The 22802-nt window shown below is 34.0% G+C and carries 25 protein-coding genes; 8 read left to right on the forward strand and 17 right to left on the reverse strand.

What is annotated here, in order from left to right; genetic code table 11:
* Window positions 1–2 precede the first annotated feature (2 nt).
* The 3 genes from pta to LQ622_RS10625 all read right to left on the reverse strand — a co-directional run bounded on the left by pta (window position 3) and on the right by LQ622_RS10625 (window position 3660).
* Complete coding sequence (gene pta, locus LQ622_RS10615) at window positions 3–989, reverse strand: phosphate acetyltransferase (RefSeq protein WP_204258248.1); 987 nt, start codon at window positions 987–989, stop codon at window positions 3–5.
* Window positions 990–1102: 113 nt separating this feature from the next.
* On the reverse strand, window positions 1103–1783 hold the full coding sequence (locus LQ622_RS10620) for a hypothetical protein (protein ID WP_239775114.1): 681 nt from the start codon (window positions 1781–1783) through the stop codon (window positions 1103–1105).
* A 71-nt stretch (window positions 1784–1854) separates the two neighbouring features.
* On the reverse strand, window positions 1855–3660 hold the full coding sequence (locus tag LQ622_RS10625) for a purple acid phosphatase family protein (protein ID WP_239762610.1): 1806 nt from the start codon (window positions 3658–3660) through the stop codon (window positions 1855–1857).
* A 270-nt stretch (window positions 3661–3930) separates the two neighbouring features.
* Between LQ622_RS10625 and LQ622_RS10630 the strand changes: the two genes are divergently transcribed.
* Window positions 3931–4722, forward strand: a complete 792-nt coding sequence (locus LQ622_RS10630; protein WP_204188317.1) for a Cof-type HAD-IIB family hydrolase — start codon at window positions 3931–3933, stop codon at window positions 4720–4722.
* A 29-nt stretch (window positions 4723–4751) separates the two neighbouring features.
* Entirely contained in the window at window positions 4752–5132 is a 381-nt protein-coding gene (locus tag LQ622_RS10635; RefSeq protein WP_107576876.1) for a VOC family protein, read from the forward strand.
* A 61-nt stretch (window positions 5133–5193) separates the two neighbouring features.
* Here LQ622_RS10635 and LQ622_RS10640 read toward each other — a convergent pair whose 3' ends face one another.
* The 4 genes from LQ622_RS10640 to LQ622_RS10655 are packed head-to-tail and all read right to left on the reverse strand — an operon-like array spanning window position 5194 to window position 8328.
* Window positions 5194–6102, reverse strand: a complete 909-nt coding sequence (locus tag LQ622_RS10640; RefSeq protein WP_206166500.1) for an ABC transporter substrate-binding protein — start codon at window positions 6100–6102, stop codon at window positions 5194–5196.
* 21 nt (window positions 6103–6123) lie between these two features.
* Window positions 6124–6930 (reverse strand): MetQ/NlpA family ABC transporter substrate-binding protein, encoded by an 807-nt coding sequence (locus LQ622_RS10645; RefSeq protein ID WP_037589949.1) that lies wholly within the window; start codon window positions 6928–6930, stop codon window positions 6124–6126.
* A 7-nt stretch (window positions 6931–6937) separates the two neighbouring features.
* Window positions 6938–7609, reverse strand: a complete 672-nt coding sequence (emtB, locus tag LQ622_RS10650) for a metal ABC transporter permease EmtB (RefSeq protein WP_037589948.1) — start codon at window positions 7607–7609, stop codon at window positions 6938–6940.
* Complete coding sequence (locus tag LQ622_RS10655) at window positions 7606–8328, reverse strand: ATP-binding cassette domain-containing protein (protein WP_239762607.1); 723 nt, start codon at window positions 8326–8328, stop codon at window positions 7606–7608. Before LQ622_RS10655 ends, emtB begins: the two co-directional genes overlap by 4 nt.
* 196 nt (window positions 8329–8524) lie before the next feature.
* On the opposite strand from LQ622_RS10655, the gene hemQ reads away from it, so the two are divergent.
* Entirely contained in the window at window positions 8525–9277 is a 753-nt protein-coding gene (gene hemQ, locus LQ622_RS10660; RefSeq protein ID WP_239762598.1) for a hydrogen peroxide-dependent heme synthase, read from the forward strand.
* 448 nt (window positions 9278–9725) lie between these two features.
* Here the strand turns inward: hemQ and gltS are convergent, their stop codons facing one another.
* The 5 genes from gltS to LQ622_RS10685 all read right to left on the reverse strand — a co-directional run bounded on the left by gltS (window position 9726) and on the right by LQ622_RS10685 (window position 14055).
* Window positions 9726–10934, reverse strand: a complete 1209-nt coding sequence (gltS, locus tag LQ622_RS10665; RefSeq protein ID WP_037589945.1) for a sodium/glutamate symporter — start codon at window positions 10932–10934, stop codon at window positions 9726–9728.
* 215 nt (window positions 10935–11149) lie between these two features.
* The gene (locus tag LQ622_RS10670) at window positions 11150–12628 is read right to left on the reverse strand and encodes an APC family permease (protein ID WP_048541410.1); all 1479 of its coding nucleotides are present in this window, start codon (window positions 12626–12628) and stop codon (window positions 11150–11152) included.
* Window positions 12629–12680: 52 nt separating this feature from the next.
* Window positions 12681–13043 (reverse strand): DUF423 domain-containing protein, encoded by a 363-nt coding sequence (locus LQ622_RS10675; protein WP_025904893.1) that lies wholly within the window; start codon window positions 13041–13043, stop codon window positions 12681–12683.
* 20 nt (window positions 13044–13063) lie between these two features.
* Complete coding sequence (locus LQ622_RS10680) at window positions 13064–13399, reverse strand: DUF5327 family protein (protein WP_239762595.1); 336 nt, start codon at window positions 13397–13399, stop codon at window positions 13064–13066.
* On the reverse strand, window positions 13399–14055 hold the full coding sequence (locus tag LQ622_RS10685; RefSeq protein WP_103361275.1) for a uracil-DNA glycosylase: 657 nt from the start codon (window positions 14053–14055) through the stop codon (window positions 13399–13401). Before LQ622_RS10685 ends, LQ622_RS10680 begins: the two co-directional genes overlap by 1 nt.
* Window positions 14056–14169: 114 nt before the next feature.
* Between LQ622_RS10685 and thiD the strand changes: the two genes are divergently transcribed.
* Window positions 14170–15000 (forward strand): bifunctional hydroxymethylpyrimidine kinase/phosphomethylpyrimidine kinase, encoded by an 831-nt coding sequence (gene thiD, locus LQ622_RS10690; protein WP_239762593.1) that lies wholly within the window; start codon window positions 14170–14172, stop codon window positions 14998–15000.
* Between the two features lie 805 nt (window positions 15001–15805).
* Here thiD and LQ622_RS10695 read toward each other — a convergent pair.
* From LQ622_RS10695 to LQ622_RS10710, 4 genes are all read right to left on the reverse strand, one after another.
* On the reverse strand, window positions 15806–16144 hold the full coding sequence (locus LQ622_RS10695; RefSeq protein WP_239762715.1) for a hypothetical protein: 339 nt from the start codon (window positions 16142–16144) through the stop codon (window positions 15806–15808).
* 104 nt (window positions 16145–16248) lie between these two features.
* Window positions 16249–16989, reverse strand: a complete 741-nt coding sequence (gene nagB, locus LQ622_RS10700; protein ID WP_037589941.1) for a glucosamine-6-phosphate deaminase — start codon at window positions 16987–16989, stop codon at window positions 16249–16251.
* 2 nt (window positions 16990–16991) lie between these two features.
* Window positions 16992–17660 carry an N-acetylmannosamine-6-phosphate 2-epimerase gene (locus tag LQ622_RS10705; protein ID WP_239762591.1) on the reverse strand — a complete coding sequence of 223 codons (669 nt, stop codon included), beginning with the start codon at window positions 17658–17660 and terminating at the stop codon, window positions 16992–16994.
* A gap of 15 nt (window positions 17661–17675) precedes the next feature.
* Entirely contained in the window at window positions 17676–19211 is a 1536-nt protein-coding gene (locus tag LQ622_RS10710; RefSeq protein WP_239762589.1) for a PTS transporter subunit EIIC, read from the reverse strand.
* Window positions 19212–19336: 125 nt separating this feature from the next.
* On the opposite strand from LQ622_RS10710, the gene LQ622_RS10715 reads away from it, so the two are divergent.
* From LQ622_RS10715 to folE2, 4 genes are all read left to right on the forward strand, one after another.
* Window positions 19337–20143, forward strand: coding sequence for a MurR/RpiR family transcriptional regulator (locus tag LQ622_RS10715; protein ID WP_048541392.1), 807 nt, complete (start codon window positions 19337–19339; stop codon window positions 20141–20143).
* Between the two features lie 77 nt (window positions 20144–20220).
* Window positions 20221–20580, forward strand: coding sequence for a YojF family protein (locus LQ622_RS10720; protein ID WP_025904884.1), 360 nt, complete (start codon window positions 20221–20223; stop codon window positions 20578–20580).
* Between the two features lie 12 nt (window positions 20581–20592).
* Entirely contained in the window at window positions 20593–21261 is a 669-nt protein-coding gene (gene bshB2 / locus LQ622_RS10725) for a bacillithiol biosynthesis deacetylase BshB2 (protein WP_037589936.1), read from the forward strand.
* A gap of 18 nt (window positions 21262–21279) precedes the next feature.
* Entirely contained in the window at window positions 21280–22158 is an 879-nt protein-coding gene (gene folE2 / locus LQ622_RS10730; protein WP_037589935.1) for a GTP cyclohydrolase FolE2, read from the forward strand.
* A gap of 66 nt (window positions 22159–22224) precedes the next feature.
* On the opposite strand, the gene LQ622_RS10735 is transcribed toward folE2, so the two are convergent.
* On the reverse strand, window positions 22225–22632 hold the full coding sequence (locus LQ622_RS10735; RefSeq protein ID WP_206166508.1) for a GNAT family N-acetyltransferase: 408 nt from the start codon (window positions 22630–22632) through the stop codon (window positions 22225–22227).
* Between the last annotated feature and the right edge of the window lie 170 nt (window positions 22633–22802).

Raw genomic sequence — 22802 nt, forward strand, 5'->3', positions numbered from 1 at the left:
GATTATAATGTTTGAGCAGCTGTAATGATTGAAAGACTATATACGTCTTCAGCTGAACAGCCACGAGATAAATCGTTAACAGGTGCGTTTAAGCCTTGTAATACAGGACCAACTGCATCAAATCCACCTAAACGTTGAGCAATTTTGTATCCAATGTTACCCGCTTCTAAGCTAGGGAAGATAAATACATTTGCATCACCTTGAATTTCAGAATTTGGTGCTTTCTTAGCAGCAACTTCTGGAACGATTGCTGCATCAAATTGGAATTCACCATCTAATACAACATCTTTTAAATCTGTTTCTTTTAAGTTTTCTTGAGCAATAGAAACTGCTTCAGATACTTTTTCAGTATCAGGTGATTTAGCCGAACCTTTAGTTGAGAAGCTTAACATTGCTACTCTTGGAGACATACCAAATGCTTGAGCAGTCTTAGCACTTTCGATTGCAATCTCAGCTAAGTCTTGTGCATTAAGTTCTGGGTTAATTGCACAATCACCGAATACATATTGTTCTTCACCTTTAGTCATGAAGAATACGCCAGATGTTTTTGTAACGCCTGGTTTTGTTTTGATAATTTGTAATGCTGGACGTACAGTGTCTGCAGTTGAATGTGCTGCACCACTTACTAATCCGTCAGCTTGATTTGTGTAAACTAACATCGTACCGAAGTAGTTAACGTTATTTAACAATTCTTCAGCTTGTTCTTGAGTTGCTTTACCTTTACGACGTTCAACAAATTTTTCTACTAAATCTGCTTTTAGTTCACTTGTTTCTGGGTTGATGACTGTAAGACCATCGATTGATAAGTCTGCACCAGCTGCAGTTTCTTTAATTTTTTCTTCATTACCAAGTACGATTGGTGCAACCAAATCTGTAGCTTGTAATTTAACTGCTGCTGTTAATACGCGCGCATCTTCACCTTCTGGTAATACGATACGTACATTTTTACCTGTTAGTTTGTCGCTTAGAACATTAAGTAAATTAGACATAATTGCCTCCTATATATGATTGCTATTATTTTTCCATTCACAATTATAACATTTTTTCATAAATTTTCACGTATCTAAACTGTGAATTTATAATGGATATTTTTAAAATATTATCATTTATATTCTGAAAGCAACATTTTCCATTTTTTATTTAAAATTTTATCCTTTGAAACTATGAATTTTTCGTTTGGTTTTAAGTTTGGATCTTTACCGTTGTAATCTTTAGTTGCAAATCCTGTTGATAGTGATGGTTCACTATTCGCCTTGAATTGATATTCGTATACTTTACCGTTATCTGCAAACAAATATTTCGTAATCGGTTGATCCATTTTAGCGACACTACTGTATCCTTGAATATTAGTTAAATCTTGTGCTCGTTCATCATAACCACCTTGAGTATGCTGACCTTGATACATCGTTAATCCGACAACATTATGGATCTTAAAATGTTTCCACCCTGGTTTATTATGATCTTTTATTTGGATTTCACCATCATCAGTAATCGCATAGCCATCACCTTCCATTTGTTCGTTTCGACTAAAGTAACGATTAGTTACTGCTTTATGCTGATCTTGGCCATATTCGTCAGCAATTTTTAGTAACTCTTGTTTCAATGCATCTTTGTCTTGCTCTGAAAGTTGAATCTGCTTAGTTGCTGCATGTTTCGTTTCACTATGCTGCTTTGTCTCTTCTTGCGAACCATTTTGACAACCGCTTAATATCATTATCATCACAATGGCCATACTTAAATAATTGAATACACGTCGCAAAGTAACCGCTCCTTCTATTAACAAATAGGCGCCTCCATATCATCATATTTGAAGGAGACGCCTTATGGATATTTATTTAACTTTGAAATCTATGGTTAGTCTTTTTTAATACCGAATTCATCAACTAATTTAACTGTTCTTTGTTCACCTTTACTAATATCGCCATGTAATTGATAAATTTTAACGACTAATTTACCTTCAGATACATCATAAACTGAGAAGTTCTGATCAGATGAATCTCGATTATTTTCATGACTATCATTAAAAGCATCTGTCTTATGAGGTTGCTCGCCTATCGCAAACAAACTATTATAATGATCTAATTCTTCTTGAGTTAAATTTTCTAGCTCTGGTCTAACTTTCTTAATATGTTCTAAAGGACGGTCATATATACTGTCATACGCTTTTGTACCACCTGTATTTGGCAGCACGTAAACTGAACCTTCTGGGTTATCATAATAAGTGATGTTATCTTGACCTCTAATTTGTTTGGCATCTTCTTTCTTAGCATTTACAAAGCTATTTTTAGTCGATGTATGTTCTAATGGTTTCGTACGAGAAAGCACGTGGTCATGACCTTGTAACACTAAATCCACATCTAAATCATCAATTTGTTGAGTCAGTTCGTCACGTATTTTAGCAACATCTTCATCTGATAGTGCATGATACGATTTAGAATACATTGGTTTATGCAGATTTAAAATAACCCATTTAGAGCCATTCTTTCTGGCATCTTTAATATCTTGTTTAATCCATTCCATTTGTTCTTTGCCAATTGCTTTTTCTTCAGGATTATCTTTAGATTTCTTATTATCATTTGTATTAGCGACAACCATATGTGCACCATTATAATCAAACGAATAATAAGATCCACCATTGACTGCATTGTTTTCTTTAGGCACATTGACATGTTCGTTATACTTTGTCAGTAATTTTTCATCATCTTCGCTTAGCGCATATTCGTCATGGTTACCTGGTGCAGAAGCTACAGGTAGTGACATAAATGATGGACGTGATTGATCATATAAATCTAACCACTCATCTTCAATTTCTGCAGTTTCTACAAAGTCTCCTGTGTGTAATGCGAAGTTTGGATTGCCTGCTGTTTGAATAGCATTGCTTAACGTATCTGCCCCAAATTGTGCTTCATTTCTTACGTGTTCATTCCAATAAGCATTTTGTGTATCTGTATACTGTACGAATTGGAAAGGATCACCGTTGTTGCCAGAAGTCTTAAATTGTCCAACTTCACTTTGAGGACCACTTGCACTACCTACGCGATAATAATATGTAGTATTCGGCTTTAATCCCGTTGCTTTCGCTTTATAATTATATTCAGGAACTGTCATTAGTTCAGACTTCCCATGTTTATCACCGCGCGTCCATTCAGCACCTTGTGCATGTTCATCTGTATAATATCCATTTATTTTTTCTTTACCTTGTGCATCTTTAACAGGTTCACCTTCGTCATCTTTTTCTACATCCGCAAAGATGAAATTGCCGTTCTTATCTCGTTCAACATATTTAGAATCCACTTGTTTAGAAGTTGCATCAAACGCTTGTGCATCATCAAATTGACCCGTCTCTGACACCCAAACTTTAGCATCATTAAATTGATCTGTCGTATACCAATTAAAAGCCATTTCTGTTTTCGTATCACCATTAAAATTCGTAATAATACGATTCGGCTGATTTTTCTTAGGTACAGGCGCTACCTCCGGCTTCTGAGACATCACTTTAATATCCGAATGAGCTTGTTGATTCACAACAGACGAATCACCAGCACCACCAGAACCACCAGAACCACTCGCTTCAACCGTACCAGTAGTAGAAATCCCTAATAATAACATCATACATGCCGTACCACTAATGAATCTCTTTGCTATTGACTGATTATACATGTACACTTCCTCCTAATTAACCCTATAGTGATTTAAAAAGCAATCTATTTAGAAGTGTATCAATCATATTTTAACCCTATGTAAAGATAGTATGAGTATTGTATGAATGTAATATAAAGAGAAGAGTTAGGCAAAAGTACACCGGGCAATATTAATGAATCTATAATGTAAAATTGGTAAAATCATTACATAAATAGAGTACATATAATAATCATTTGGAGGTTGTATATTTCATATAAATCTTAGTTTTATTAAAAGGAGGGTTTATTCTTGATTAAAGCAATAGCGGTTGATATGGATGGGACTTTTTTGAATTCAGAAGGTTCTTATGATAAAGATTTATTTAAAGATGTATTCTCGTATTTAAAATCACAAAACATAAAATTTATTGTAGCGAGTGGTAATCAATATTATCAACTTAGGAGTTTTTTCCCAGGGGAAGATAAATATATTTCTTACATAGCAGAGAATGGTGCTATATACGCTGATTATAATCATATTACCAATGTCGCAGAATTTGACGAACAATTATTAATGAATATCTTGGATGGATTAAGTAAGCATAATATTGAGTTTGTTTTGTGTGGTGTAAACAGTGCTTATATTTTAAGTAACTCAAGTGATGCTTTTAAATCTGATATGTCAAAATATTATTATGAACTTAAAGAAGTGGATCATTTAAAAGACTTGCCTGAAGATAAGTTTGTTAAATTGGCTTTATCCGTTTATGATAATGGGCACGAATTTAGAGACTTATTAAATGAAAAGTATGGAGACCAAATTGTAGCCGTTTCTAGCGGGCATCATAATATTGATATTATTCTTAAAGGTGTTAATAAAGGTAGTACGCTTAATAATTTATTGAAAGAATTAGGATTAACTCGAGAAGAACTGATGGCTTTTGGTGACGCTGGAAATGATAAAGAAATGTTGGAGTTGGCAAATTATAGTTATGCAATGAAGAATGCCAGTGAGGATATTAAATCAATCACAAAAGAAATTGCGCCATCTAATGATGAAAATGGTGTCTTGTTAACAATTAAAAAAGCACTAAACATATAATTCAAAAATTGATACAAAGGGAGATTATTATGAAAATAGAACATGTAGCATTGTGGGCAGACGATATTGATAAACTGAAAGATTTTTATATAAAGTATTTTAATGTAACGAGTAGTGAATTATATTTCAATGAAAAAACGAAATTCAAATCATACTTTTTGCATTTTGAAGAAGGCAGTCGCTTAGAAATAATGAACAAACCATTTTTGAAAGGTCATTTAGGTGATGGTAAAGGCTATGCTCATATCGCTATTTCAGTTGGTGATAGAGAAGCGGTTGATAGCTTTGCTCAGCAATTTAGCCAAGATGGATATCCATTGTTAAGTGGTCCAAGAGTTACAGGTGATGGTTATTATGAAGCGGTCATTCAAGATCCAGAAGGAAACTTACTTGAGTTGACAACTTATTAATAACTTAGCCTATAAAATAACAAAAAAGAAGCTCAACTCGAGCTTCTTTTTTTATATTACTTTATTTTTTTAATAGTTCTTTTTTAAATGTTTCTGCTTGTTTCTCTACTGAGATTAAATCTCCGTATAATGCTTCATTACTTGTGTAGTAAATGACGTTATTGTTTTTAACTGCTTTATTATTTTTCCAGATAGTTGAATTTGTAAATTCATTATTTGGTTTTTTACCGTCTTTTGTTGGAATAAATAAGTAGTCTCCTGAATAATCGTTAAATTTTTCTTGAGGTACTTTCATGAATTTTTCTTTTGGCATTGCTTTTTTAGCTTCTGGATCTTCTTTTAATTTGAAACCATCGAATAGTGCGTCACTACCTCTACCGAATCTTGCGCCGAACTGATAAATATCTTTAGCTTGTACGTCCATAATTGAAGCTGTTTTATCTGCTCCGATATGTTTTTTAATTTCTTTACCGTCTTTTAGTAGTTTATCTGATAGTTCGTCTGCTTGTTTTTTAGCTTTTTCTTCTTTGTTCACTAATTTACCGTATTCGATATGAGTTTGTTTATAATCTGTGTCTTGTACTTTTAGTGATACAGTTGGTGCTATTTTTGAAAGTTTATTATTATTTTTATTTTCTTTATACGTTACGATTAAATCTGGTTTAAGCTTCGCTGCCGCTTCAACATCTTCTGGATCTATTTTCTTAACGTCTTTCATATCTAAATATTTAGAATCTGGGAATACACTTGTGATCGCTACTGGTTCTACACCTAATTTTTTCAAGTTACCATAGTTAGCTGTCAGTAATAGAATACGCTTTGGATTTTTAGGAATTTTTACTTTTTCGCCGCCTTCAGTCGTAAATGTTCGTTCTTTACTGTCACTTTTACTACTTGATGCTTCGTTGTTATTACCACATGCTGCTAACAATAACGCTAAACATAATACAAAACTTAATAATTTTTTCATTTCTACACCTCATATATTATTTTAAAACGATGGAATTAACGTATCTTCATGTTTTTCTTTTAGATATTTTTTAACTGCATCACTTTTCATAACTTTGTGCAATTCTTTAATTTTTTCTGAGTCTTTATTATCTTCTCTTGCAACGAGTTGAATTGAGAAACGTGAATCAATATTTTTCTCTAAGAACAATGCGTCAGCAGGTTTTAAGCCAATTTTAGAAATATAAGTTGGATAGTTATAGACAAGTGATACATCCTTTTCACTATAAGTTTCTGCTAAGTTCAGTAAGTCTACTTTCAACCATTTGAAATCTTTAGGATTTTCGACGATATCTTTCGTAGTGCCATTTACACCAACGCCGTCTTTCAATTTAATAAGACCTTGTTCTTCAAGAATCGCTAACGCTCTACCTTCATTTGAAATATCGTTTGGTATTGCTACTTTTGTCCCTTTTGGAATATCATTGATGTCTTTATATTTTTTAGAATAAAAACCAACTTTTGCATCATAAATCGGTTGAATCGCGACTAAATTTGCTTTACGTTCTGAGTTGTATTTTTCCATAAATGGTTTATGCTGTGCGAAGCTTGCATCCGCTTCTTTACTACTTACCATATCGTTATAAGCAACGTTGTCATTCACTTGGACAAGTTTAATTTCCCAGCCGTCCTTTTTAGCTTCTTTTGCTGCTTGTTTAACGACATCTGTCATTGGTGGTGCTTGAGAAGCGACTTTAATGACTTTGTCTTCATTATCTTTTTTATTCGCGCCACAGCCTGCGATGATAATGCTTAACATTAATAACATAACAAATAAACTTTTTTTCATTTCTACACTACTTTCTTTTATCTATTTTTTGAGCTATAAAGTTTCCTAACATTTGTATGATAAACACACTGATAATGATGATGATGATTGAGAAATACATGATTTCATTCTCATAACTTTGGTAACCGTATCTGATTGCGAAATCACCTATTCCTCCACCGCCGACAATACCCATGACTGTTGAATAAGACACCATGCTTACTGTCGTCGTTGTATATGCCAATATAATGCCGCTACGTGATTCAACTAATATGAAATTCCAAATATATTTATATGTTGTGGCACCTAGAGATTCTGCTAAGACTTTAATATCACCAGGAATATCTAATAATACTTGTTCAACCAATCTTGAAAATATCGCAATACCTACAATACTTAAAGGGATAATCGATGGATATGGACCAAATGCACTCCCTAAAATCATGCGTGTAAGTGGGATTAAACTGATTACAAATAGTAAGTACGGGAATGAACGTATAAATGTAATTAAGAAATTAAATGACCAATAATAATTGATATTTAACGCTTTAATACTTGGGTTTGATAAAAATAATGCGATGCCTAGAGGTAGTCCAACTAGTAAAGTGATGAGCATCGAATAACCTAACATGATGCACGTTTCTTGTAAGGACTGAATCAATTCTGGTAAGTAGTAATTTATTTTCTCTAAAAATGTCATTCTTCTAAACTCTGCCTAACATTCTCTAAATAAGAATTCGTGTTTCTTTCTACACTTATTACTTTATTATCCATAACCTCTAACAATTGACCGTCCTCCATAACACATACTTTTTCACATAATTGTTTAACAACACTCAATTCATGCGTCACAAAAATAATCGTAATGTTGTATGCTTTATTCACTTTCTTCAACATCTTAATGATGATTTCCGTGTTATGTTCATCTAAACTACTTGTCGCCTCATCACACAATAAAATATCCGGGTTTCTCACGAGCGCTCTTGCTAATGCAACACGTTGTTTCTCTCCACCGGATAATTGTGCTGGATAATAATCCTTTTTATCATTTAACCCTACAAACCCTATTAATTCATCTACTTTTGCATTATCTTGCTGATTAATAATTTTTAAAGGCAAAGCGATATTTTGCTGAACGTTAAGATTATTCAACAAATTATAATTTTGAAATACCATGCCTATTTTTTCTTTATACTTCCTTACAACACGCTTTGATAATGCTTCTGTATCTTTCCCGTCAAAAACAATGCGCCCTTCTGTTGGTTGTTCTATTAAATTCAGTAATCTCAGTAACGTCGACTTTCCCGAACCACTTTTTCCGACAATACCTGTAACAGATCCTGGTTCTATCGTTAAAGAAAAATCTTTTATAGCAAAATTGTCATTATATTTTTTTGAAACATTTTCTAATTTATACAACTTTATACTCCTGTAAAATTATTTTAAAAAGGAAATCTATTTTCATTATCTAATAATTGAAATCGATAATCAATATCAATTAATACATTTAAGTATTCTTTCTTTCACAACAATGTAAAAAGTTGAGTCCTTTCAACCTTATCTAGTATGATAGACTTGTAATGAAGATATCTTTTCTAAAAGGAGCGAAAGTAAAATGAACGAAGCAGCAAAAACATTAGATGGTTGGTACAGCTTACATTTATTTTATGCAATTGATTGGGCAAGCTTAAAAACTGTACCTGAAGAAGATCGAAACACAATGATCGGCGAATTCAAGACTTTCCTTGAAGCGTTGGAAACAGTTCATAATAATAAAGAAGGTTCTCATGCTTTCTATAACATAACAGGCCAAAAAGCAGATTTAATGTTATGGTTCTTAAGACCAGACGTTAAACAATTAAATGCCTTAGAAAATGAATTTAACAAGTTAGATATTAGCGACTTCTTAATTCCAACATATTCATACGTATCAATCGTAGAACTTTCAAACTATCTTGCAGGTGACTCTAACGAAGATCCATATGAAAACCCACATGTTAAAGCAAGATTATATCCAGAAGTACCACGTTCAGAGTACGTATGTTTCTACCCAATGGATAAAAGACGTGACGGCGAAGACAACTGGTATATGTTAGATATGGATCATAGACGTAGCCTAATGCGCTCACACGGTTTAATCGGACGTAGTTATGCAGGTAAAGTAAAACAATTTATTACAGGTTCAGTAGGACTAGACGATTACGAATGGGGCGTAACATTATTCAGTGATGACATGTTACAATTCAAGAAATTAATCTATGAAATGCGTTTCGACGAAGTATCAGCTAGATATGGTGACTTCGGAGCATTCTATGTAGGTAATATATTAAATATTGATGAATTAGATACATTCTTTAAATTGAAATAATATAGAAAGAGCCTGGAACTTCACTCAGTTCCAGGCTCTTCATAATTTGAGTGCTAATGATGTTGATTTCCAGGCCGATAATTTTATTTATCGGCCTGGAAATTCCGTTTTCGGGTCGATATTTATTTTTATCGGACTGGAAATCCTGTTTTCGGGCCGATATTTTTATTTATCGGCCTGGAAATCCCGTTTTCGGGTCGATATTTATTTTTATCGGCCTGGAAATTCCGTTTTCGGGTCGATATTTTATTTTACCGGCCTGGTAATCCTGTTTTCGGGTCGATATTTATTTTTATCGGACTGGAAATCCCGTTTTCGGGTCGATTTTTTTATTTATCGGCCTGTAAATCTTGTTTCTGGACCGATAATTATTTTTATCGGTCCAGAATATTAATTAAGGCTGGAACATAATATAATATCCCAGCCTCAATCTCCTTGCCATCTATATTTAACTAAATATATTAATGAATAATGTAACAATTGGTACGCCTAGTAAATCTATTAGGAAGGCGCCAACTACTGGGACTACTAAATATGCTTTTGGTGATGCACCGAATTTTTTAGTTATAACATCTAAGTTAGCCATGGCATTTGGTGTTGCGCCTAGTCCATGTCCGATAAATCCACCTATCATAACTGCTGCATCATAATTTTTACCTAGTCCTCTAAACACGACAAATACTGAGAATAGTACGATAAATACAATTTGTACTAATACAATAATTGTTAACGGTAGTGCCAATTGATAAATTTCTGTTAATTTAATACTCATTAACGCGATTGATAAGAATAAACTTAATGAAACATCACTTACTTGGTTTGTAATTTTCATATCAATAATGTTTAAGTTTCCGTAATCAGAGATGTTTCTTATGATAACTGCGACAAACATTGCCCCAACATACACAGGAATATTAATACCTGTTAAATTTGTAAATCCATCTCCAATATATGTACCAATCGCCATACATACTGCAATAATTGTAAATTGAACAATAAATACTGTTGTAGGGTTCATTCTACTATGTAAGTTCTCGTTATATCCCACTTCGCTAAAATCAATACCTGTATCTTTAGCATCTCCAGGTTTCAAATCAAACTTTTTAATTAAATATCGAACAACAGGGCCACCTATTAATCCACCAGCAACAAGTCCTAATGTCGCTGCAGCAAGTGCCGCTGTTACCGCAGAGTCTACACCTAATGATTCTAAAGTCTTACCGTATGCCGCTGCATTACCATGACCACCTTCCATGGACATTGATCCAGCAGTTAAGCCAAGTAGTGGTGGAATATTTAATACTTTAGATAATGACACACCGATTACATTTTGACAAAATGCTAAAATTCCGCAAAAAATAAAATATAAAATCAGTACTCTTCCACCAAGTTTTAATAATTTTAATGACGCACCTAAACCTATTGTTGTAAAGAATGCCAACATAAAGAAGTCCTGTAGAAAATCAGAATCTAATTTAATTGTAATGACATTTAATGATTGTAAAATAGCAACTACAATAGCAAATAACAAGCCACCTATAACAGGTGCTGGAATACATAAACGTCTCAATATAGAAACTTTATTTACAATACCCTCACCTAATAAAAGTAAGACACATGCTATAGCTAAAGTTGTGACAGCATCAAACTGTAACATCATCGTTCCCCCTAAAACCTTATATTTTTATCTAGAAATCGTTTTCAAACACTGATGAACATTATACCTATCTCAAGTAAAGAATGCTACCTTCTATAAAACAAAAATAAAATAATTTCACAAAAAACTAATTATACAATTATTTTAAGTTGAAAAATGTTACTAATAATAAAAAACCAGACTAACGTCACTCGCTAGTCTGGCTTACTATTTATTTATTTTTTCACTTCTGTTTTGGCTTCTAAGTCTATCATTTCTTCTTTTGTCTTATCTAATACTAAATAGTTTAGCTCGTCGTTCGTCATTTTCTTAAGTGATGGATATCTTATCATAAAGAATACAATACCAAGCACTAACCAAATGAACAATGCGATATAAGAAGGTAATGATAAACTTGCTGGTGATCCTGGGATAAGTAATAATCCTAAGAATATACCAGCGATAATTGCACCGATAATCGCAAATGTTTTGTATTTTGGATGATACATCATGCTTCGTTTATCGTATGAAAATAGTTTGAATGCTGATAAACATGTTATGAAGTAAGCGATTGATACACCTGTTGATGACATATCTACAATCCATGTTAATGCTGTTCTACCTAACCATGGTGCAGCGAGTGCCAATACTAATATAAATATAATACTAATATAAGGTGTATTATATTTTGGGTGTAACTTTTTAAAGACGCTTGGCATAACAGATGCTCTACCCATAGAGAATAACAATCTACTTGAACTCATAAAGAATCCGTTCAATCCTGTGAATATCCCCATCAATATTGCGACGATTAATACTGCTAAACCAACAAACGAGAAGGCTTCTTGAACGACTGAACCTGTCACCCATAAATCTCCACCTACAGATGATGCATCTTTAAATAACCAACTTGTTAAAAGTATCATCATCACATAAGTAAGCGCTGATGCGATCAAACTAAATACGATTAACTTGAACGTCTTACTTGGTGAAAAGTTAAATTCTTCTGCCGTTTGCGGAATATTATCAAAGCCTACATATGCCCATGGTGCAACTGCCAGAATTACAACAATTGAGGCAAGCCAACCCATGTCATTATTGACAACAGGCTTAAGATTTGAGAATGAAAAATCATGCGTGAAAAATGATCCTGCAAATAAAAGTATGACAACAACTGCTAATACCACACAGAATATATATTGCAGACTTCCTGAAAAACTAGAACCTTTTATACTTATCCAAGCAAATATTAACAATATAAGTGAAGATAGTATAATTTCAGTTATGTACACATCCCAACCTGCTACTGTATATAATTTACCTTGTTCTAAAAATCCCGGCATAATAAATTTAAAAAGCAAACTAAATGCAGAGGCGTTTAAAGCAACGATACAAATATATCCAAAAGTTAAAAACCATGATGAGAAGAATGATACATATTTACCGAATCCTAAGTATCCGAATGCAAAAGCACCACCTGATACTGGAAACTTTTCAACTAATGCACCGTAACTAACGGCAATAACAATCATCAATAATGCCCCGATAAATATACCGATTGAAGCGCCTAATGGTCCAGCCTGACTAATCCAGTCACCTGGTAGTATAAATGCACCCCAACCTATACTTGAGCCGTAAGCAATGGCCCATACAAATTTTTCTGATAAGTTCTGATCTAAATTTCCTCTTGATAAATCTTTCTTTTTCCTAGCCATACATGTTCCACCCTTATTTTTTTAAATTTCGTGAAACGTAATTAACCTTTAATTAAATTTTCCAAACAGCAATTACGAGTAATAACCAACTTGCTATAAATAACACGCCGCCAATTGGTGTAATAGCGCCAAGTATTTTAATTTGAGTTACAGCAAGTATATATAATGAACCACTAAAGAATACTATGCCAAACGTCATTAACCATCCAGCTACGTTTAAACTGATAGATGTTGTGCCCGAAATAATACCAATTAATATTAAACCGAGTGCATGATACATTTGGTATGTTGTTGCTTTACCCCATATATCTAAGTATTTAGCCGATAATTTATTTTCTAAACCATGTGCCCCAAATGCACCTGCTGCTACAGCGATCATTGCATTAATTGCACCTATTATAATAAATAATTTCATTTGTTATCTCCCTTTCTTATTTAAAAATCAAATATTGAATCTCCGTTACCTATACCATCATCTGTTATTAATTGATTGTCTGTTTTATTTACAGATGGTTCGTTACGCACTTTACCACCCATTTTTCTAATTTCTTCATCTGAAATTTGTGGTTTTGCTTTTGGTGTTGGTTTAGGTGTAGAAGAAATATTTTGTTCTACTTTAATATCGTGCGTTAAATCGTCTTCTTTATCTACCAATCCACTTAACGTATGAATGGCATGCATGTGGCGATTAAAGACTTCATTTGTTGAAGCATTGTCAGCAGCAACGAGTTCTTCTTCTATTGCAGCAATTAATTGTGATCTACTTATCATTAAATGTCACCTCCACACCAATTAATGGGTTCTTTGCCACTCGCAATAAGATATTCATTCGTCTTACTAAATGGTTTAGACCCAAAGAATCCTCTATAAGCCGATAATGGACTTGGATGTACAGATTGTATAATATGATGGCGTTCTGTATCAATAAGCTTGATCTTAGATTGTGCAGGTTTACCCCAAAGTATAAACACAACATCTTCTAATTCACTGGAAACATGTTTAATAATTTCATCCGTGAATATTTCCCAACCAATATTTTTATGTGAATGTGCTTGATGCGCTTCTACTGTTAAGACGGTGTTTAAAAGTAATACACCTTCCTTAGCCCAATCTTGCAAGTGAGGTGTCGTTCTCTTACAACCTATATCGTCTTCTAATTCTTTATAAATATTTCTTAATGAAGGTGGGAATTTTGCGTCTGGTTGTACTGAAAAAGCTAAGCCATGCGCTTGATTCGGACCATGATAAGGATCTTGCCCGAGAATAACCACTTTCACATGATCTAAAGGTGTTAAATCAAATGCTTGATAAATATTTTCTCTATCAGGATAAATCGTCTTACTTTTATATGCTTCTTCTAAAAATGACTCCATTTCTGAAAAATCATGTTCGGATTTTATTTTATGAAATATTTGTTGCCAATCCATATTATTCACCTCAATAAAAATGATAACATAGCACTCAAGAAAAGGTCATAACTATTTTTTACAATTAAAAAACGTGATATGATGAAATATATGAATTATTGGGAGGAATCATCAATGGCATTAAAAAAAGTCTTAACAATAGCAGGATCAGACACAAGTGCTGGAGCTGGAATGCAAGCAGATTTAAAGACATTCCAAGAGCATGACACATATGGAATGGTTGCATTAACAGCAGTCGTTACAATGGACCCACAAACATGGTCACACGACGTAACACCATTACCTCTTGATTTACTAGATAAACAATTAAACACAGCTATTTCAATCGGACCAGATGCAATAAAAACAGGTATGCTTGGTTCTGAAGAAATTATTAAACGTGCACGTCAAACATATGACGAAGCAGACGCTGAAATTTTCGTAGTTGACCCTGTAATGGTATGTAAAGGTGAAGACGAAGTACTTAACCCGGGAAATACTGATGCAATGATCAAAGAACTATTACCAAAAGCAACAGTCGTTACACCAAATTTATTTGAAGCAGGTCAACTATCAGGTATAGGTAAACTAACTTCAATTGATGATATGAAAAAAGCAGCAGAAAAAATCCACGAACTTGGTGCACAATATGTTGTCATTAAAGGTGGAAAAGCTCTAGAATCAGATAAAGCTTATGACTTATACTATGACGGACAAAAGCATGTCCTATTATCAACAGATAAATTCCAATCAAGTTATAACCACGGTGCAGGTTGTACATTCGCAGCAGCAACAACAGCTAACTTAGCAAACGGCGAATCACCAGAAGATGCAATCATTCATGCAAAAGCATTCGTAGCATCAGCTATTAAAAACGGTTGGAAAATGAACGATTTCGTAGGTCCAGTAGATCACGGCGCTTCAAACCGTATCGAAAAAATAGAAGTATATACTGAAGAAGTATAATAAAAAGCTGTACGCGTGTGCGTACAGCTTCATAATGTCGACAAGGTCTTAGACTTTGTTGGCATTTTTTTGTGGGGAAGCTAGGAGGTTGTTTCTATTGGGGTTAACGACGGGAGCGGGGGTAGCGGGAGCGTTGTGAACACTTCTGGCTAAACTTGTTCATAACGGGGGCGTTGTGAACACTTCTCGCCAAACTTGTTCGTAACGGGGGTGTTGTGAACATTTCTGGCTAAACTTGTTCATAATGGGGGCGTTGTGAACACTTCTGGCTAAACTTGTTCATAACGGGGGCGTTAATTACAAAACTCGGCCAAAGTGTTACTATCGACCGCCTTAGTTACAAAACTCGGTCGAAGTGTTACTAAGGACAGCCTTATTTACAAAACTCGGCCGAAGTGTTACTAAGGACAGCCTTATTTACAAAACTCGGCCGAAGTGTTACTAAGGACGTCTATAGTTACAAAACTCAGCCGAAATGTTACTATAGACAGCCTTAATTACAAAACTCGGCTGAAATGTTACTATGGACCGCTATAATTACAAAACTCAGCCAAAATGTTACTAACGGCCGCCTTATTTACAAAACTCGTAACAACTGTAAACATGGCACTCAGTATTTGCACTTTCAGCCAAAACTGCTAATAACTGCCCCACTATTTGCACCTTCACCCAAAACTGCTTTTAACGATAAGAGTCCACCACATGGAATTCTCACAACCAACACCCAAATATAAACAAAAGCCGAGACAACATTTCTTGTCTCGGCTTCATTCAATACGATACGCACATGCGTACAGCTTTTCTATTATGATTTCATGATACTAAATTCTGCTGTGACTTTTGCCACTTCTTTGCGGTTCTTAAATAATGTCATTTGATATTGATAAAATGCATTATCTCCCTCTTTTGTTTCATTTAAACATTCTAATTCTGCGATGTAATTTTCTAATGTCATAATACGTTCTGTCTGTTCAAACTCACTTTTAATTTGTTTAAGTTTTGTATCATTTCTCATAAATGGCTTAAAACTATTAAACTTTCGAAGTACGCTTAATAAGTATTGAACTGGTACTTCTTCATAGTACTGATATCCCATTATATTACAATAATCTAAAACCGCTTCATCGTTAAATGAAATGCGCATTGTTTCCAATAATTCCACCCGCCATTTCTTGAGGCTAATCTCAGTTGTAATTGTACTTTAAAGAGTATCATCATTCAAGTGAATTTTTACTATGACTTATTACTCTAAATGTCTTCTTCTTCACTTAAATACGCATTATTATCTAGTATAACTTCTACATTAGGATGATTATACAAAACAGATGCTGGTAAGTCTGTTGTAATGTCACCTGTTAATAATCGTTTAATCGCTTCTGCTTTCTTCGGTCCATAAGCTAATAGAATTATACGTTTAGCTTTCATAATAGATTGAATACCCATAGAAATGGCTTGTTCTGGTACTTCTTCAATTGTTTCAAAATATCTACTATTCGCTTCTATTGTAGACTCCGTTAAATTCACAATACTTGTCACACTATCAAATGGAGTGCCTGGTTCATTGAAACCAATATGACCATTTTCTCCAATACCAAGTATTTGAACATCTATTGGTCCTTCTTGATCTAATAATGCTTCATAACGTTTCGTTTCTGCTTCTAAATCTTCTGCCGAACCGTTTGGTAAATGTATTCGCGATTCATTCCAAGATGGTAAATGATTAAAGAGTACGTCATGCATATATGTGTAGTAACTTTCTGGATGATCATAATCGATACCAATATATTCATCTAAATTAAATGTCGTGATTTCACTCAAATCAATTTCATTAATTCTAATCAAGTTCACAAGTTGTTCGTATACACGAACCATCGTTCCACCAGTCGCTAATCCAAGCACACTTTTTTTATTTGAAATAATTTGCTTTAATAACTCATTCGCAACATAGTGGCATGCTTCCTCTTTAGATCCTAAATTCATGATTTGCATAATTATCCCTCTATTTCTTTTATAAATCTTTTCGCTATTTCTAAAGGTCTCGTAATAGCGCCGCCAACAACTGTACAATGTACGCCTAAATCTGTTACACGTTTAAACATTTCAGGGGTAATAACGTTTCCTTCTGCGATTACTTTTGCGTTAACATTGTCTAATACTTCTTTTAAAAATTGAAAATCATTTTCGTATAATACATGACCTTTTGTATATTCTGTATAACCTCTTAAAGTTGTACCTACATAATCGAATCCTAATTTATCAGCCTGAATAGCTTCTTCTAAATCAGAGACATCTGCCATAATTTCAACGTTTGGTGCATGCTCTCTAATATATGAAACAAGTTCTTCAAGTGACTCTTTAGGTCTTTCTTGTTTCGTCGCATCTAACGCAATAACTTCACAACCACTTTCAATTAATTCATCGACTTCTTTTGAAGTTGCTGTGATAAATACTTTTGAACCTTCATAATCACGTTTTACAATGCCGATTACCGGTAAATCAACTTCTTCTTTAATAGCAATAATATCTTCTTTCGTATTCGCTCTAATACCTTTAGCACCTGCTTGAGATGCAGCTAACGCCATCCTACTCATAATAAAAGATGAATGTAATGGTTCATCCGGTAAAGCCTGACATGACACGATTAATCCTTGTGGTAACATTTATAAAAACACTCCTTATTGATTTTCTAACGCTTCTTCTACTTCATTTTTTATAGTCGTAACATGCGGACCATAAATGATTTGAATACCTGTTCCTTTTTTGACGATACCTCTTGATTCTGTCGTCTTAATGAGTTCTTCGTTGAACAAATACTCATCATTAATCGTTACACGTAATCTTGTAGCGCAACAATCGACTGTATCTATGTTTTCTTTTCCACCTAAACCTTTAATGATTGTTTCGGCACGTTCACTTGCTTCAACAGTTTGAACCGCTTCACTATCTTCACGTCCTGGTGTCTTAAAGTTAAATTTCGTAATTAAAAATCTAAAAGTCACATAGTATAAGAAGAACCAAACTATACCGATAGGAATGACTAATAAATAGTTCGTCTTACTATTCCCTTGTAACACACCGAAGAGGATATAATCAATGAATCCGCCACTAAAGGTTTGACCGACAGTGATGTTAAATATGTCAGCCATCATAAATGCTAAACCATCAAATATTGCATGGATAACATATAATACTGGTGCTATGAATAAGAAACTGAATTCAAGTGGTTCAGTAATACCTGTTAAGAATGATGTTAATGCTGCAGAAAGCATTAAGCCACCTACTACTTTTTTCTTCTCTGGTTTAGCTGTGTGGTAAATTGCTAAAGCTGCACCAAGTAATCCGAACATCATTGTAATAAAACGACCAGACATGTATCTTGAAATACCTGAATAATAATGTGTTAAATCTGCATCTCCTAATTGTGCGAAGAAGATATTTTGAGTCCCTTGTATAATTTTCCCGTTGATTTCCATCGTACCACCAAGTGCAGTTTGCCAGAATGGTAAGTAGAATATATGATGTAAGCCAAATGGCCCAAGCATACGTAATATAAATCCATAAATAAACGTCCCGATGACTCCTGTTTTATTAACAAGACCACCCGCATTGAATATCCAACCTTGAATCGTTGGCCAAACAAAGAACAAAATAACACCTAGTACGATTGACGCAATTGACGTTACAATCGGTACGAATCTCGATCCACCAAAGAACCCTAAGAACGGTGGCAATGTGATTTTGTTATATTTATTGTGTAGCATGGCAGTCATAATACCGACGATAATCCCACCGAACACACCTGTTTCGACAGTTTGAATACCTAATACCATACCTTGTCCTGCTTTAGCTAATGCTTCTGGTGCTGCAACATTATCCGTAATCGTTAATAATGCGTTCATCGTCGCATTCATAATTAAGAATCCTAACATTGCTGCTAAACCTGCTGTACCTTTATCACTTCTTGCTAAGCCTATCGCAACCCCGATTGCGAATAATACTGGTAAATTCGCAAAAACGATATTCCCCGCTGATGACATCAAAATAAATATATACTGTAATAAATCTACGTCTAAAATCGGATATGCTTTAATTGTGTTTGGATTACTTAAAGCACCACCGATACCTAATAACAACCCTGCTGCAGGTAAAATTGCTATAGGTAACATAAATGATTTCCCGAATTGTTGTGCTTTATCAAAAATTTTACTCATTCGAACACCTACCTCCCTATTTACCCTAAATATAACACCATGAAAATTATAGTCAACTTTATTATTTGTTTTGAAAAATCTTTTCAATTATAATGTTATTTATTCTATAAATTGAGGTGTCCTTCATGAATTTTGAAAATCGTATTCAACAATTTTCATACCTTTTCACAAAATCTGATGAAAAGATTGCTAGATTTATACTCGATCATCCAGTTGGCGATCATTTTTCAACAATTACTTCTTTAGCTTATGCAATTGGTGTATCAACTTCTAGCATTACAAGATTTAGTCATAAATTGAACTATCAACATTTTCAAGATATGAAGTTCAATATTCAACAAACTTATGAGAAGACGGATATTCAAAATGTTCCGCTCATTAAAAGAATCCATGAATATCATCAAACGCTTATACAACAAACTGGTGAATTTATATCTAACGATAAAATTAATCAACTGATTGATATTTTAACTAATAGTCGACAAACACTTTTTGCAGGTTTAGGGAGTTCTGGTTTAACAGCAACTGAATTCTATTATCGAACGATGAGAATGGGCATAGCCGGAAGTTCTGTAACTGATGCGCATCAAATGAAAATTGGGGCTTCGCTATTAAATAGAAATGATGCGTTAATTGCTTTTTCTAATAGTGGTAAGACAGAAGAACTGATTAATGCTGCTAAAATTGCGAAATCTCAAGGGGCAACTGTTATTGCGATTACAAACTATGCTGGCAGTGAACTGACTGCTTATTCTGACATTGTCATCATGACGATTGATCAAACGAGAGTGAACGATAAACAATTCATTAACACACAAATTTCAGCACATTTCTTGATTGATGTGGTCAGTTATATGTTGTTAGAGCGCCAAGATAATATGAATCTTTATCAGCATACGAGAGATGTCATACTTCAAGACAATAAATCATAACTTGTGAGCAGAATGTATATAAATTTACTCAAGAATTTAGTAGAATAGTAAAGTATATACTATGAGGAGTGAAAGGCATGGAATTAATTCAAGTAGATCAAGTACAATCACTAATATCGGAATATGAAAATAAGCCAGTTTATCTCCATGTAGAAACAACAAATGGTGCTTATGCAAACCATTTTGATAGCAAAGTATTTAATGCTGGTACATTTTTAAGAAATATTCAAGTTACTTTTACACACGCACATTTAACGGGTGGTAATAAAGAACCTTATCGTGTTGGTTTAAAATTAGACAACAACGGTTGGGTTTATGTTCAAGGATTAACACATTATGAAGTAACTGAAAATAACGAACTATTAATAGCGGGACTAAATTATGAAGGACAACTTGCTGCAACTTTAGAAATTAGTAGCAATCCTTTCAAGGATTAAGAGGTGAATACAATGAATGACGAAAGACAAGTATTAGTTATTTTTCCACATCCAGACGACGAAGCATTTGGAACATCTGGTACATTAAGTAAGTTCGTGGACAATGGTACACCAGTAACTTACGCATGTTTAACGTTAGGACAGATGGGCCGTAACCTAGGTAACCCACCTTTTGCTACACGTGAATCTTTACCATTTATAAGAGAACGTGAATTAGATGCAGCAGCTGAAGCGATCGGTATCACGGATTTAAGAAAAATGGGCTATAGAGATAAAACAATCGAATTTGAACCTAAAGATGAATTAGATAATATGGTAAAATCATTAATAGATGAACTTAACCCATCATTGATTATTTCATTCTATCCTGGTTATTCCGTTCACCCTGACCATGAAGCAACTGCAGAATCAGTTGTAAGAACAGTCAGTCGTATGGAAGCATCAGCGAGACCTAAATTACACCTTGTGGCATTTAGTAATGACACTTACAGCGATTTAGGAGAACCGGATATTAATATAGATATTACTGGATACGAAGAACGCAAGATGAAAGTCCTTAAAGCTCATGCGTCTCAAACAGGTCCAATGTTACAAAACCTTGCTTCAAATACTCAAGAAGGTGAAGCGGCTAAAGATATGTGGATGAAGACAGAACATTTCTGGACATATCATATTGAATAGATAGTGGAGGCAATGTGAATGACACAATTAGATTTATCAACACGTGAAGCGCGCTGGAAATATTTCGGTTCAGTTGACCCTATTAAAGGTACAAAGCCAACTGAAAAAGAAAAGATGCCTGATTTACAAAGCTCTAAGAAAGATTTCCTGTTCGAAATTGAACATGTTGGTATTAAGAACTTAATTTACCCTGTAAGAATTGATGATTTTCAAACAGTTGGAAACTTCGAATTTTCAACTAGTTTAAATCAAGACGAAAAAGGTATTAATATGAGCCGTATTATCGAAAGTGTTGAAAAACATTATGATAACGGTGTAAAACTAGATTTCGATCATCTAACAACATTATTAAATACACTACAAACTGCAATGATTCAAAATACTGCATCAGTTGACGTAACAGCAAAATGGTTCTTTAACCGCTTTAGCCCAGTTACAAACCAAAAGGCAGTCGGTCATGCAGATATTAGATATATCTTATCCGTTTCAGAAGATAAAATAACAAAGAAATCTTTAGGTATAGAAGTACCTGTAACAACGTTATGCCCATGTTCTAAAGAAATTAGTGAATACTCAGCTCATAATCAGCGTGGTATTATCACAGTCCTAATTGATTTAGATCCAGAAGTAAGCCTACCAGATAACTACAAAGATATTGTATTAGACGGTATGGAGGCTAACGCAAGTTCAATGTTATACCCAATCTTGAAACGAACAGACGAAAAAGCCGTTACAGAAAGAGCATATGAGAATCCAAGATTTGTAGAAGATTTAATTAGATTAGTAGCAGCTGATTTAGTAGAATTAGATTGGATTCAAGGATTCGAAATCGAATGCCGAAACGAAGAATCTATACATCAACACGATGCATTCGCAAGATTAAAATATACTAAGTAATTTAAATAGAGAACGGACCGACGTAGAACAGTCGGTCCGTTTTTTTGAGTTGTGGATGTGGGAGGACTATTGGTTGATCTTCATGAAAGCAGTACAGTCATATTTATCTAATGACAGTAACTCATTCTTTTCATAAAAATTGATAGTCTTTTCTGATGTATCCGTCATTAATACAACTTGTCTGACATGATTAAATCGTTCTTTAATCATATTTAAAAGTTTGCTACCTATTCCGTTACCTTGATAATCAGGATCTATAAGAATATCTTGTACATATGCAATTGAATGGTCATCACTAATAACTCTAGTCAATCCCAGTAATTGATCATTATCCCATACAGTTACAAAGTAACATGCATTTTTTAATAGCACAGTCATATCTTCATTATTCTTTACATATACATCCCAGCCGACACTTAAATATAACTTTTGTAAATCCTCATTGCTAGGTATTCTCTTTATTGAATATTCCATAGTAATACCTCCTATTAATGCTTGATCATCAAGTTATCAAAATCACTTATTATTGCATTAAGGTAATTATACATTATTATGGTGGATTGTGATGTTATATGCGGTGGTACTCTCATTTTCGGGTCGATAAATTTTTTTATCGGCCTGTAAATCCTGTTTTCGGGTCGATA

This window comes from Mammaliicoccus sp. N-M50 (genome assembly GCF_022386995.1).
Classification (GTDB): domain Bacteria; phylum Bacillota; class Bacilli; order Staphylococcales; family Staphylococcaceae; genus Mammaliicoccus; species Mammaliicoccus sciuri_A.